The organism is Phormidesmis sp. 146-20 (assembly GCF_052939475.1).
Map to the genome: position 1 here is coordinate 1 of NZ_JBJPHT010000069.1, position 14,201 is coordinate 14,201.

Sequence of the window (14,201 nt, forward strand, 5' to 3'; positions counted from 1 at the left end):
AACTTACTGTCAAGAGATTCGCTGGAAAATGTTCCGAAAGGGCTGGAAGTCCTTTGGCCCAGATGTTTGAGAAATTCATCAATGTCTCTCAGTGCTATGAGGAACTTGCTATGAGGAACTCTTTTTGAGAGGGTACTCATCTGCTGTGAGCTTTAGACCATGCGAGATTTCTTCTTGAAGGGCTTCGGTGAATGCTTGAGCAGTTTGTTGCTCATCAGGTTGACGGTACTGGTTTATGAATAGAGGTGGAGCAATATGAACAATAACTTCTGCCCTTGGACATGAAGTAGGGCTGTATTGTATTGCGATCGGCACTACAGGAATAGAGATTTCTGGTTTTGCGGTTGCTTCAGTTTGGAGAATTAAGCGAGCTATTCCAGGCTTTAAAGTACGTAGAGACTCATCCCGAACGATTCCACCTTCAGGAAAAACAACTAGCTTTTCCCCCGCTCGAAGTAATTGAATGGTCTGACGGATACTAGAGACTTTGGGACGAGTGGGGTCAACCGAGAAGCCTCCCAATCGTTGGATTAGCCAACCCTGCGCGCCAGTCATTTGATCCGATCGCGTCATAAATCTCAGAGGTTCTCTACTCAACAGAGCGAGAACAAGCGGATCCCAACGGCTAAAGTGTTTGGAGGCTAAAACCATCGGGCCTTTGTCTGGAAGATTTCCACGGCCCTGAATTGTAATCTGACTGAAATAGAAGTGAAGAAAGGCACGGTGAATAGGAAACAGCGACCAGTAGAGCCACGGAGCAACGTTTGCGGATTCAAGCACGATCAACCTTAATTGTTTAGCGTCTTGATTGTAAGAATTTGGGGCGGAGTCGCGTCAGGAGGATATAGAAAATCGACTTCGACTGAGCGTTGAGTGCCTCCTTTTAGGGTCAGCGTCACCAGTGGTTCACCTTGTTGTCCTCTACGTTGAACCAGATGGATGTATCGGATTTGTGGAGTTCCTTGATCGTCTGCATAACGAAGTCGAACCGTGCCTCGAAAGAAGATTTGAGGTTCAGGGGCGGTGAAAAAGAGCAGTCCATCTCTGCCCTTGTCCTGTTTGACGGGAGTTTCGACCACCAGTGCAACAGTTTTAGTTTGCTTTGTATCATTGTGAAGCGGCAAAGTCAGATTGTACTGAATCCCGTAATTGCCGTTTGCAAGGTAGGCAGTGTCAGGATAGCGAACGAGCATTGGAGCGCTTTGGACTTGCCCCGTACCAAAAGTACCTTGGGGCAGGGTACTCAACCCGTAAGAAATTGCACGTCCCTTGCGGGGAATCGTTAGCCGATCGCTCCTTGGACTATCCGTAAGTTTTGCTTGCCATTGTGACCCCTGGGCGACTCCAGCCACTCGGCCATAGATGATGCGATCAGTTTTCTCAGAAGGTGGAGTGGGAGAACGATCGCGCGGGCCGGCCAAGCCACCCGTATCGAGAAGGTTTTGCCATTCTTCTAGCGTCGGAATGCGCTCTGTTCCATTTGGATTGCGAGGTGCGAACATAGCCAGAGATGCCACATAAATGGAATGACTGCTAGATAAACGCATTAGAGTGGAGCGGCCATTAGAAGTGGGTGTGACAGATCCGGCCGGAATCGGTAAATTCATCAGCATTTGGCTTTGTCTCGGAGGGATCACTAGCGATCGTGTCCAATTGCCTTGCTTACGTCCCCTAAGAATGTCATTGACAACTCGCCCACCAGGGCCGGCATAAACAGTACCAAGAGGATCTTCGATATAGGGTGGCAAATTGACGAATAGCGCATCTGGGCGAGTCAGATAAGTAGCGGCTTGCAGAATCTCAACGGTAACAGGCTGAAGACCAGGGTTATGAAGAAGAATTCCTTGAAATAGGCTGCGCGTCTCGCTAGGATTACTGGCTTTAGAAATGTGGTGAGAAAAGAGGTCAAATCTCCCTTGAAAAGCAAAGTTTAGATGAGCAGAGGGCACTCGTTTGCCTTGAGGCGGAAACGTAGAGAGTAAGATCCCTTCAGTCATGACCATTTCTGGACTATTGCTATTGAAAACAGGGATCTCGTCAAGCTTGCCGGACAGAGGCCGAATCTCTTGAGGCTGAACAATCTCTTGTCTCTGAAGGATTTCTTGTGGTTGCAGATCTTCTTGGAGTGGCAAAGTCTCTTGGGGAGGGAGAATAGAAGCGACAGCAGGCGGTCTGGAATTTGGGGGCAGCGTGACAACCTGAGCGATCGGGAAAACAGGCAAAAACGGAAGCATGGTGCGCTGGTATTCGATTAAGGAGATTTTACATAATTGAGAGTTGACTTGCTGAAGCACTAACGCGCAGTTTGCTCACAAAATTTTCTTCTCTTGCTTGGATCGAACGGTCAAGATCAGGAATTTCCTCTAGGAGGTTCGCAATCATGATGCCGTACTCTTGAACAAGGAATTGCACTTTTGAAGTTTTGTTGAACTCGTGATCGTCATGGCATCTGTAAAGTTAGCCCCCGTCAACTCGCCACTTAAAATCTCGTCTCACTCATCAGTTTGGCTTCGTCAAATTGGACTTAGCCTCTTGGTGACGGTCGGCGTTAATTCTACTGACCACGCGTTTGGGAGAGCGACGGCGATCGCGAGTTCTGAGCCTACTAGCAGCTACTGTAATGGAAAGCTGAAAGATGGCACCCTTAGTGGGTCACATATCTGTGTCTTTCCCAGTGGAAACCGCTACCAGGGAGAATTACGAAATAGTGAACGAAACGGGAAGGGTACTTTCTTCTACACAGATGGAACAGAGTGTAAAGGTGAATTTCGCAACAACTTTTTAAACGGTCGGGCAACTTGTATTTTTACAAGCGGCAATCGCTATGAAGGCGAATTCCGAAACAATCAAAGACACGGTAAGGGTATATTTACTTACCGCAACGGAACCCGATGTGAAGGCGAGTTTCGCAACAACTTTCTAACCGGACTAGGAGCCTGTATTTTCCCTAGTGGTAATCGATATCAAGGGGCTTTTGTAGAAAACAATCGGCAGGGAAGAGGGGTGTTTATCTATGCAAATGGGACGCAGTGTGAAGGCGAATTTCGAGATGGCTTGATGAACGGTCTCGGTGTCTGTATTTTTCCTAACGGCAACCGCTATGAGGGGGAGTTTCGAGAGAGCAAGCGTCACGGGCGAGGCGTGTACATTTTTGCTAACAACGCTCGTATCGAAGGCAGTTGGCGACAGGACAGGTTTGAAACACAGACCAGTCGGGGACTCAACCGATAAAAGTAGAAGGCGTTAGGGTAAGAACTTCCAGTGAGAGAAGGTGGCAGCTTGACCGAAGGAGCGGTTGTTCTCGTCGAAGACATCCCATAAAGTCACATTCTCAATCCAAAATCGCTGTCCAGTACTGGTGATCCGAATCCCGCGATAATCGTTGATGTAGCCTTTGAGTTTGGCTTCTGCTAGGAGGCGATCGCGCTCTGCCTGGACAACTGGTTCGGCTGACAGTCGCGACGACATTTGGGTAAACTGCTTCCAATCCAACTGCCACAGATGAAGTGCCTGGGCATTTGCGTAATTAAAAATTGGATCGGCTTCAGTCCCGTGAGAAACCACAGCGAAGGGAGCTTCAAACAAGGACTGAGCTTGCCTCTCAGGAGAATCTTGACCAACTAAAAGTTTGCCTGTCCAATGTTGAAAGCTTTTAATCAAGCGTTGGGTGTGATCAATGACAGAGGCTTTTTGCCACGGAGGAAGATTCATTGCGAAAAGTACTGTTCACAGGCGGTGTCACAAGCAGGATAGGCGGTTTTATAGGTTTCTGATCGTCGTCCAAACAGCGTGTACCGATTGTCGCGAACTTGTTCGTAAACGCGATCGCCCACCCATTTGACTCCGGGCAAGCTTTGGTAAGCTGTCACAAACGGGCTGCCAAAAGGAAGTAGGCGACCGATTTCTTCTGCGGCATTGCTACCTTGCCAGCGGCGATCTCGGTTCTCATTATCGATCAAAATCATACCCTGTTCGCAGTCTTGAGCGGTCACACCAAATTGATCCAGCCCTGTTTGATCCTGCATGGGAATGTACTGAAAGCGATCGCCTCTATCCAGCGTTTCTAGAAGTTGCACAAGGTTAGAGCAAAGATTGCACTGCCCGTCGTAAATCACAGTGTAGGTCATTGATGAATTCTATGGTGTTGTTGTGCGCTGTGTTCATTGTAGTGTTGAGCATTTAGCAGTGGGTCTAGCTGACACAGCCCTCGCTTATCCAATTGGTTTTAATGAGGTCACTTTTTGAGAGAGCAATAACACGTCGATCGCTTCATCGCTGAAAACTCATAAAAAAGTGGCACCTGACAGCCTCCAAACTAAATTGGAGAACTACAGATGCCAAATTCCAAAGTCAAAGAATTACCTAGAATAAGCCCAAGGTGAGCGCCTTGCTAACAGGGAAGGTTGCCCCAATTCCTAACCAGAGCGTCACAGCCGTTCCAAACAGGAAAACTGCCATCGCAACAGGGCGACGGAAAGGGTTCTGAAATTTGTTCACATTTTCGATAAACGGAACAATCAGCAGTCCCAGAGGCACAGATCCCATCAGCACAACACCCAGCAGTTTGTTTGGCGCGATCCGCAGAATGTTGAACACAGGGTACAAATACCACTCAGGCAAAATTTCGAGCGGCGTAGCAAAGGGGTTAGCAGGTTCGCCAATTTGAGCGGGGTCAAGGACTGCCAAACCGACACAGAGGGCGATCGAACCCAAAATCACCACCGGGAAGATGTACAGCAAATCGTTGGGCCAGGCGGGTTCACCGTAATAGTTGTGACCCATTCCTTTCGCCAACTTGGCACGCAATTGAGGATCAGTTAGATCCGGCTTTTTAACAGTTGCCATAGTCGAAAAAGGCTCTCCTTATAGATGGAAATCGCAGGAAGGGGAAGGCAGGCAGCCTTAGATCTTAGACTAGCTCTACTCCTCTAATCTAAAATCTAAAGTCCTTACAGAGGGCCAGAAATGCCTTGTTTGCGGATCATTAAGAAATGCGCCAGCATAAACACAGCAATCAGCCAGGGAAGAACGAAGGTGTGAGCGCTGTAGTAGCGAGTCAGCGTGGATTGACCCACACTTGCACCCCCACGCAGCAAGTCAGCAATCAGCGTGCCCACTACGGGGATTGCTTCAGGTACGCCAGACACAATTTTGACTGCCCAGTAGCCCACTTGATCCCAAGGCAGCGAGTAGCCCGTTACCCCAAAGGAAACGGTAATCACAGCCAGAATGACACCCGTCACCCAGGTCAATTCGCGGGGCTTTTTGAAACCACCTGTCAGGTAAACCCGGAAGGTGTGCAAAATCATCATCAGCACCATCATGCTGGCAGACCAACGGTGAACAGAGCGAATCAACCAGCCAAAGTTGACATCGTTCATGATGTACTGCACCGACTCAAACGCTTCGGTAACAGTTGGTTTGTAATAGAAGGTCATCGCGAACCCAGTTGCAAACTGGATCAAAAAGCAAGTTAACGTGATTCCACCCAAGCAGTAGAAGATATTGACATGAGGCGGCACGTACTTGCTGGTTACGTCTTCCGCGAGGGCCTGAATTTCGAGGCGCTCATCGAACCAGTCGTACACATTTGCCATAAAGCAAGCGTTCCTAAAAATGATTGCTGTTCATAGAAAATGTAACACAGCCTTAAGCCTGATTACAGTCTGGAAAACGTTTATTAGCCAAAGTTTGAGTGGTTTTGGTTAACCTTTTTCGAGGGTTAAGGCTTTTTAACTATTTGTAAAGAAAAGTTGCGTTTTTAGCGCTTTTATTAGTTGCTCTTCCAAGTGGTTTGGACTTTAGACGTTCGACGCTAGACATGAGACAGGCTGAAAGTGCTAGCTTTTGGTTAAAACAGTTACCCTGTAAGGAATTCAGTCTTTTGTCCTTCTGGTAGCTGGGCTTAATTCTGAGGGCAGAGTAGAAATTTAAGGGCATTTACGGTTAGTATCGATCGCTATGGGAAAACGATTTTCTTGGATTCGCTCACTGCTCGTATTTAGTTTGTTGTTTGCGATCGCCTTTAGCAGCTTTGCTCCAATGGCCCAAGCTCTGAGTGAAGAGCAGCGGTTGGTCAACGAAGTTTGGCGAATTGTCGATCGCTCCTACGTTGATTCCAGCTTTAACCATCAAAATTGGTGGGCGATTCGAGAAAAGTATTTGAAGCAGCCTTTGCCCAATCGAGAAGCGGCATACACGGCGATTCAGCAGATGTTGGCGGGGTTGGATGATCCCTTTACTCGGCTGCTCAAGCCTGATCAGTATCGCAGCTTGCAGACCAGTACGTCGGGCGAGTTGACGGGGGTAGGCTTGCAGATTGCACTCGATCCAGCGACGAAGCGATTGCGGGTAATTGCTCCGGTTGAGGGTTCGCCTGCTGCCAAGTCGGGAATTCGACCTGCGGACAGCATTCTGATGATTGACGGCATAACGACTGAAGGACTGACGCTAGATGACGCGGCGGAACGGATGCGAGGCACGATCGGGAGTCATGTCACATTGACGATCGAACGAGAAGGCGAAGCGTCCAAAGACATTGAACTGGTGCGCGATCGCATTGCCCTGAATCCCGTTTACGCTGAGTTGCGTCCTCAATCAGACGGCAAAAAGATTGGCTACGTGAGGTTGGGACAGTTTAACGCCAACGCCACAGTGGAAGTGGCTCACGCGATCGCTCGTCTCGAAAAGCAGGGAGCCGATTCATATATTCTCGATTTACGAAATAACCCTGGTGGATTGCTACAAGCTGGCATTGAGGTGGCGCGGCTGTGGATCGATGAAGGCACGATTGTCTACACTGTCAACCGTCAAGGCACGATCGGCAGCTATGAGGCGATGGGAGAATCTTTAACCCGTGACCCGCTTGTCGTTTTGGTGAATCAGGGAACGGCCAGTGCCAGTGAGATTTTGGCAGGAGCCTTAAAAGATAACGGCCGTGCAGTGATTTTGGGCGAAAAAACGTTTGGCAAAGGCTTGATTCAATCACTATTTGATTTATCAGATGGGTCGGGCTTGGCAGTCACAGTCGCTAAATATGAGACTCCCAGCCACACGGATATTAATAAGGTGGGAATTTCGCCCGATCGAGTCGTTCCGCTTGAGCCAATCACATTAGATAAGTTTGGTGCCTCTGGCGATCGTCAATACGAAGCGGCAGTCGAAGCGATCACGTCTAATTCACTTTTTGCGGATGCTGCTTGATAGATAGTCCCTAATTTGCGTTTTTCCCTTGTTGCCCAACGCTGAACGAATTTATCACGATCCGTTACACGGTGCGATCGCCCTTAGTAGCAGTGATCTAACCGAAGCTTTGTTAATTAAACTCATTGATACGCCTGCGTTTCAGAGGTTGCGGCGAGTGAGGCAGTTGGGGCCGGCGAGTTTGACGTTTCACGGAGCAGAAGGGTCGCGGTTTACGCATTCGTTAGGGGTGATGGCCGTGGCGCGTCGGGCGTTCGATCGTCTCGCCAAATCCTATCCGCAGCTACAGGTTCACCGGTCGATCGTCCTTTGTGCGGCGCTATTACACGACATCGGTCACGGGCCATTTAGCCACACCGCAGAAGAAGTGTTTGGTAGCGATCACGAACTTTGGACAAGACGAATTTTGAGAGAATCTGAACCAATTCGTAACCTTTTGGATCAGTTTCACCCAGCGCTCATCGATCAGATCGAACAGGTTTACTTAAAAAAGTATCCAGTGCCGCTGGTTTCACAATTGGTATCGAGTCAGTTGGACTGCGATCGCCTCGACTATCTAATGCGAGACAGCTACTTTACAGGCGCGTCTTACGGCAAGATTGACCTCGATCGCATTCTCATGGCGCTCCGCTACGATCCGGTGACTCAGCAGCTTGTGGTGGCGCAAAAGGGAATGGCGGCGATCGAGCACTACCTAATCGTTCGCTATTTTATGTATGCTCAGATTTACAACCATCACAAGAATATTGCCGCAACGTGGGTTTTAGAACAGGCATTTTCTCGCGCTCAAGCATTATTGCAAGCAAAGCAACTAACTGCCGATGAGACGGTGACCGCCTGGATGAGCGAAGATTGTGATAACATGCCGCTCGATCGGTACCTTTCAGCCGATGATGGCGTGTTTGTTTATCATTTGCAGCGTTGGCAGCGAGGAACTGATTCGGTTCTTGCGGATTTGTGTCGGCGATTTCTCGATCGAGACTTATTGAAAGCGCTGGATGTGTCGCATTTGAGAGAAGACGATCGCGCCGTTCTGCTGCAAAAAGTTCACTACAGACTGACAGAAGCAGGCTTTGACGCTCAATTCTATTCAGGTTTGCGGGTAGCTGTGAGTCGTGGCTATACGCTTTATCAGCGAGGCATCAAGCTTCAGACCTTAACAGGGCTGCAAGAAATTAGTGAACTTTCGCCCCTTGTCCAGACGCTGACAAAGCCTCTTCAACGAGTTTGGCTGATCTACCCGCGTGAGATTGAGTTTGATGTGTTGGCTGCCGTTTCCCAACTTGCTGTCAGGTCGGCTAGACAGGCAGAGGCTCCAAACTGATAGGAATAGCCGCATTCACTAGAGAAGTCAGAATACCTGTCTGTTCTTGCCCGTTGATGGCCAGATCGCTGTAGCAGAGAAAAACCCGCTCTTCAGACCGACCCAGCAGATCGAGAAGAATTCGGCGAAGACGCTGCTCGTTAGCCGTTTGCGTGTCGTCGATCGTCCAGGCTCGCCCTGACCAATCTTGCAAAAACAACGGAGCGCCAAACAGCGAATCAACCCCACTCAACCAGCGGCTAGACCCTGCATCTAGCCAAAACTGCCAGCGATGCGATCGCCGACTCGATCGGTACTGAAACACCGTCGCCAAGGTAACTGCATGACTGGCGGGCCCGGTCGATCTCACTGGAAAAGGATTTGCCGTCACCGTCCCTTGTCTGAGCAGTTGGATAAAGCGGCTCACCGTCATTGAAGGCGGCGCATCGGTGCGATCGCTCTGTCGCAGTCGATTATCGACTTCCCAATAGTGTTGAGCCGTCTCGATCAATTCTCTTAAAGCAGCAAGCTGGTCAAACGGCAAATGACTTCCGCCCAAAAAGAATTTTTGAATCGCCCGATCAAGCAGCACGACCGGACTCGAAACCAGACGTTGTTCTAGCTGCGATCGCTGTCCCTCCATCCATTTAACAATCTCCTCATAGGCGTGAGTTGCCTGATATCCCAATCGATCCCAGCGTGGAAAAGTATTCGCCGCCAAAAGACGAGGACGATCGGGATGAGTCTCAAAACAGTGGTCAGCCAAAAGTCCCGCCCGAACCGGATCAATCGCATAGGTAACTGATGAATTGGCGGCTTCGGCTGACTCCTCTGGTTCCCCGCCTGCGGGCGATCGATGGCTAAGAACAACGAGCATTTCAGCGATCGTGTCTCTGTCCACCAATCTCCCCAACCCTGGATAAATGAGCGCCAGGAGCGTGAGGAGCGATCGGATGATCGGACTACTTGCCAAGGGACGCTGATCATTTAACGACTCGACGGGAATGCCTCGACGGGTGAGAATGCCAGCCAGCGCATATCGAGAGATGGCATCAATCCCCGGCCCAATCAGGGCAATCTCTTGGGGTTCGATTTGTCCAGACTGCACTGCTTCGATGATCATCGTTCCGGTTTGCCGCAGCAGTTCTGCTTGAGTTGTCGTCTGAACGGTTTGCATCGAGTCGGGCAGGCTGGCAAAGAAAATCGGATCGGTCGCCAATTCTAGAACAGGTTCACCCAGGGTATCTGCCAGACAAGTGACCGGACGGCTTTCCAAAACTTCTAGCTGACAGCGATCGCTCAACCCTTTCAGATAATTTGGGTCGGCACCCAGTCCCAGTCGCACCGCCCCATCAGGATTAAACGAGAACGCACCAGTCGCCCCATTTGCCAAGAGAAATTCAAACAGGGGATGCACGATCGCGGGATATTCATCCACATCGTCCGCGAGAACGGACTGATAGCGTTGAGCCAGATGATTTTGATACGTGTGATCGGTCAGCAAATAGCGCCAATACAACTCAGCAATCATGCTGTAAGTTAACAATCCTCGTCGCAGACACCAGGTTCGCCAGCGTTGCAGCATATCACCCACAGTTTGAGGCGACAGCGGCAGTTCGCTCATCTGTTCATTCAGTCGAGGCAGACCTTGCTCTAAAAGCGTGGGAATCTCTTCAACTGTAATGCCACTCAGTGAGGCTAACTGCATCAAATCCAAAACTCTCCGCACGAGTCGAGCTTCTCGAAGGCCAGACTGAGCGACCCCTTCATCCAGTTCTGCTCTCCAAAGTCGCGTCGCCAATTCTTGCTCATTTTCAGGGCGCAACCGAACCGGAAACTGCGCCTTTAGCCCCAAAGTTTGAATCAGCAGCGACCAAAACAGCATTACCTCATCTTCAAAAAATCCTAGCGGCGTGGTTGCTCTAAACGGACAGTTGCCCTGAGTCGCAGCCGTCAGACGATCGACCAGATCCAGGCGAGTATCCCCGATCGCAGACAGCACCAGCACATTCACCGCAGTTTGTGAGGTTCCTTTGAGGGCAGGCAGCACCCATTCGCAAAACTGATTGACCAGGCGAGTTGTCTTGCCACTGCGCGTCGCCCCCGTCACCCAAATAGAATTTGAAAGCACAAACCAGCCTCAGATGAATTTGTTAGGATACTTAGCACTCTAGTTTTGGCGGTCTACCCTCCGTGTTTATTCAGAGAGAATCAAGCCATTTCTATCCTAGATCTTGATAAGAAGCTGCCTTAAGATGAGGAGTTGCCGCAAAGACTAATTTGAAGATCGGATGAATGATCTAAACTCCCTACAGCAAGAGCATTCACCGAAATGGCTAATCTCGTCGCAGCGGATTCAAGTCTACTTCAAAAAAATTAGTAGTAAGCTTTTGTTATTTGTCTTAAATCAGCAATCTTGTTGAATCCTCACTACAGCCCCGAATCAACAGCTTGAGCTATGAGAACCTCCATTTTTTCGAGACTAAAGGGATATATAAATCGTGCCGAACGGTGGTATCTCGAAACGCCCGATCGTGCCCTCGATCAAGCTTATGACGCTGCCCTAAAAATCAAAGCTGTGGAGGACGAGCATTTTGAGGGCAAAAAGATTGAGCCAGGTGTAGGCGCGATGACTGCCAACGTGTTTGCTTATTTTGAGTCTGATTTAAGAAAATATCTTAAGATTGTCCGTCTTAGATTGACCGAGTTTAAGCAAAGTCGAACGGCTCTCAATGTGACCAATCCAAACGCTTCCGTTCGTCAATTGAGGACAGTCGATTCAGAATATGGCTCAGGTCGGCTCATCCCAACTGCCAGAGACAAGCCCGCGATGATGCTCGAAAAGTTGAAGTTTATTGATGAGATTTTGGCAAAATACCAGCCCGAAGACCTCTATGCAACCTTGACTTCGACCTCGCTGGTTCCGGTACAAAACGGCTCGGTGCAACCCGCAAACGGCCCTGTTAGCGTCAATCTTGATGCTGTTGATGCTTCTAGCTACTCACCGCGCCCCGATGCGATCGCTGATTTTGAAACGGTTTCTGATAAGACAGGATTGCTGCCGCGCTCAATCTTGGGAACTTTGAATCGTCTTAGACGAGATCTTGACCCCAAATCTGAAGCAGAAATGGTTCAAAATTTTCGGTCTTCTAAAGTCAAAACGATTCTGACTTTAAGATTTATTTTGATTTTGATCTTGGTGCCACTCTTGGTTCAGCAAGGAGCGAGAAATATTCTGTTATCCAATCGCTTTGCGTTTGGAAATTCCATTACCGAGCGATTCAAAGTCGAGAAGCAAGGAGATATTTTTATTAATGCTGAAATGGCAGAAGAGGCGGTCAGTGAACTTCAAAGATTTGAGGAAAGATTGAGGTTTGAGAATCTGGTTAGTGAAGCGATCGGTCAAGCTCCTCTTGTGGGTGAGCAGATCGAAATTCGAGTCAAAGACAAAGCAGGAGAAATTGCCAAAAGCTTTACATCTCAAAGCGCCGATGCAGTCAAAAACTGGGTTGCTGATATTTTGGCGATGGTTGCTTTTGCGATCGTTCTCATCAGAGGTAAGCGACAAATCGAAGTTCTCAAGTCGTTTCTTGATGAAATTGTCTACGGTTTGAGTGACAGTGCCAAAGCTTTTATTATTATTCTACTCACTGATGTTTTTGTCGGATTTCACTCGCCCCACGGCTGGGAAGTGTTGTTAGAAGGAACGGCAAGACATCTCGGACTGCCCGCCAGTCGCGATTTTATATTCCTCTTTATCGCTACATTTCCAGTCATTCTAGACACAATTTTCAAATACTGGATTTTCCGATACCTCAACAGAATCTCGCCGTCTGCTGTGGCAACTTACAAGACGATGAACGAGTGAGCTAAATTTGACGAAGTTTTTTTCACTTCTATGCTTTTGCCCCACAACTCCTTAATTTTGGAAGGCTTTAAGGTCATGATTTGCGACTCAAAGTTCTCTATTTATAAGGAATTTAGGGACGTTCTCGAATTTGCAACCAACGTGAAGGATTCGATCGAATTCACATTAAAAATGAGTGAAACCAAGCGTTCAAGATGGTGAACGGTTGATTGCACAAAAGGAAAGGAGATAGCTGAAAATCGGTTAAGGGGTTGCTTTTTCTAAAAGCAGTTTTGATCGCTTTACCTGGTCGGGAATCGTCACGGGATACTGACCTGTAAAACAAGCTGAACAGAAGTGATTAGTATCTTCACGGGTCGCTTCCAACATACCTTCCCAACTGAGGTATTGCAGAGAATCGACCTCAATATGTTTGGCGATTTCCTCAACCGATCGCGTCGCTGCAATCAAATGATCTTGACTGTCGGTGTCAATGCCATAAAAGCAAGGATGGGTAACGGGAGGAGACGAAATTCTCATGTGAACTTCGATCGCGCCTGCATCTCTGAGCGCTTTAACAATCTTGCGGCTGGTAGTGCCTCGGACGATCGAATCATCGACAATCACCACCCGTTTGCCTGCAAGCACATCCTTTAAGGGATTGAGCTTCATGCGGATGCCAGACTCGCGCATGATTTGGGTTGGCTGAATGAAGGTGCGACCTACATAGCGGTTTTTGATCAGTCCTTCGGCGTAGGGAATCCCAGAAGCTTGAGAGTAGCCGATCGCAGCGGGGATTCCAGAATCAGGAACGGCGATCACGATGTCGGCATCGACGGAAGATTCTGCTGCAAGGCGATGACCGATCCGCATCCGGTAGCTGTAGAGGCTTTCGTTGTGCATCACACTATCGGGACGGGCGAAGTAGATCATCTCAAAAATGCAGAGCTTGCGTTCTGGCTGCGGGGCCCAATGAAAGGAGGCTAACCCGGCATCGGTAATCCAGACCAATTCTCCAGGTTCGACATCGCGCAGGTAGTCGGCTCCGATGATATCCAGTCCGCAGGTTTCTGACGCGAGAACATATCGAACGGGTGTATCAGGCGTTTCTCTGGGTAGCGTACCAATCACAAGCGGACGAATTCCATTGGGGTCGCGAGTGCCGATCATACCAATCGGAGTGCCGATCGTCAGACTAAACGCCCCTTGACAGCGATTGAAGGCACTAATTGCGGCTTCGAGCCAGTCTTTGCCTTCGTTGACTTCTCCGGCGATCGCCAGCGCGATCATTTCTGAATCCGTCGTGGTCAAAAAGTCGTGATTTTGCTCGATTAATTCTGCTCTCAGCTTGGCAGTATTGACCAAATTTCCATTGTGGGCGAGCGCTAACTTACCCAAACGAGTCTGAACAACGGCAGGTTGAGCGTTGACGACGCGACTAGAGCCAGTGGTGGAATAACGGGTGTGACCGATCGCCAGATCTCCCGGCAGCGTATTCAAAACTGTCTCGTTAAAGACCTGCGACACTAAGCCCATCTCTTTATGCAAGTGGACTTTCTCTCCCTCAAAGGTGGCGATGCCTGCTGATTCTTGTCCGCGATGCTGCAAAGCAAACAGCCCAAAGTAAGCGAGTTTTGCTACATTTTCACCCGGAGCGTAGACCCCAAATACGCCGCAGGCTTCTTCTGGTTTATCAGGGCAATGGTCGATCGTCTTATCTTCAAACTGCTTGGAGGCGTAGCTATCAGAAAAAGCATCATCGGGCAGCATATTTTTTCTCAGCGCGTAAAGGGAGGGACGATCGAGTTAACCAACGGTCAGGTGAAGGGGGAAAGCTTCAAATAGCTT

General features: G+C 49.0%; 12 protein-coding genes. 4 read left to right on the forward strand and 8 right to left on the reverse strand.

Going from position 1 to position 14,201, the window contains the following annotated elements; genetic code table 11:
* Window positions 1-108 precede the first annotated feature (108 nt).
* Window positions 109-780, reverse strand: coding sequence for a lysophospholipid acyltransferase family protein (locus tag ACKFKH_RS30510; RefSeq protein ID WP_446862141.1), 672 nt, complete (start codon window positions 778-780; stop codon window positions 109-111).
* A gap of 8 nt (window positions 781-788) precedes the next feature.
* On the reverse strand, window positions 789-2,234 hold the full coding sequence (locus ACKFKH_RS30515; protein ID WP_446862142.1) for a DUF3370 domain-containing protein: 1,446 nt from the start codon (window positions 2,232-2,234) through the stop codon (window positions 789-791).
* 208 nt (window positions 2,235-2,442) lie between these two features.
* Between ACKFKH_RS30515 and ACKFKH_RS30520 the strand changes: the two genes are divergently transcribed.
* Window positions 2,443-3,231, forward strand: coding sequence for an MORN repeat-containing protein (locus ACKFKH_RS30520; RefSeq protein ID WP_446862143.1), 789 nt, complete (start codon window positions 2,443-2,445; stop codon window positions 3,229-3,231).
* 12 nt (window positions 3,232-3,243) lie between these two features.
* On the opposite strand, the gene ACKFKH_RS30525 is transcribed toward ACKFKH_RS30520, so the two are convergent.
* The 4 genes from ACKFKH_RS30525 to petB form a co-directional block, all read right to left on the reverse strand.
* The gene (locus ACKFKH_RS30525) at window positions 3,244-3,711 is read right to left on the reverse strand and encodes an MEKHLA domain-containing protein (protein ID WP_446862144.1); all 468 of its coding nucleotides are present in this window, start codon (window positions 3,709-3,711) and stop codon (window positions 3,244-3,246) included.
* Window positions 3,708-4,127, reverse strand: coding sequence for a thiol-disulfide oxidoreductase DCC family protein (locus tag ACKFKH_RS30530; protein ID WP_446862145.1), 420 nt, complete (start codon window positions 4,125-4,127; stop codon window positions 3,708-3,710). Before ACKFKH_RS30530 ends, ACKFKH_RS30525 begins: the two co-directional genes overlap by 4 nt.
* A 235-nt stretch (window positions 4,128-4,362) precedes the next feature.
* Entirely contained in the window at window positions 4,363-4,845 is a 483-nt protein-coding gene (petD, locus tag ACKFKH_RS30535) for a cytochrome b6-f complex subunit IV (protein ID WP_446862146.1), read from the reverse strand.
* Between the two features lie 104 nt (window positions 4,846-4,949).
* Window positions 4,950-5,597, reverse strand: a complete 648-nt coding sequence (petB, locus tag ACKFKH_RS30540; RefSeq protein ID WP_446862147.1) for a cytochrome b6 — start codon at window positions 5,595-5,597, stop codon at window positions 4,950-4,952.
* 364 nt (window positions 5,598-5,961) lie between these two features.
* Here petB and ctpA point away from each other — a divergent pair, with 364 nt between their 5' ends.
* Complete coding sequence (ctpA, locus tag ACKFKH_RS30545) at window positions 5,962-7,203, forward strand: carboxyl-terminal processing protease CtpA (RefSeq protein ID WP_446862148.1); 1,242 nt, start codon at window positions 5,962-5,964, stop codon at window positions 7,201-7,203.
* Window positions 7,204-7,231: 28 nt separating this feature from the next.
* Window positions 7,232-8,527 (forward strand): HD domain-containing protein, encoded by a 1,296-nt coding sequence (locus ACKFKH_RS30550; RefSeq protein WP_446862149.1) that lies wholly within the window; start codon window positions 7,232-7,234, stop codon window positions 8,525-8,527.
* Here the strand turns inward: ACKFKH_RS30550 and ACKFKH_RS30555 are convergent.
* Entirely contained in the window at window positions 8,502-10,637 is a 2,136-nt protein-coding gene (locus ACKFKH_RS30555; RefSeq protein ID WP_446862150.1) for a recombinase family protein, read from the reverse strand. The two genes, ACKFKH_RS30550 and ACKFKH_RS30555, sit on opposite strands and share 26 nt — an antisense overlap.
* Before the next feature lie 327 nt (window positions 10,638-10,964).
* On the opposite strand from ACKFKH_RS30555, the gene ACKFKH_RS30560 reads away from it, so the two are divergent.
* A complete protein-coding gene (locus ACKFKH_RS30560) occupies window positions 10,965-12,374 on the forward strand; it encodes a proton extrusion protein PcxA (RefSeq protein WP_446862151.1) in 1,410 nt (469 codons plus the stop codon).
* Between the two features lie 243 nt (window positions 12,375-12,617).
* On the opposite strand, the gene purF is transcribed toward ACKFKH_RS30560, so the two are convergent.
* Entirely contained in the window at window positions 12,618-14,123 is a 1,506-nt protein-coding gene (gene purF / locus ACKFKH_RS30565) for an amidophosphoribosyltransferase (RefSeq protein WP_446862152.1), read from the reverse strand.
* Between the last annotated feature and the right edge of the window lie 78 nt (window positions 14,124-14,201).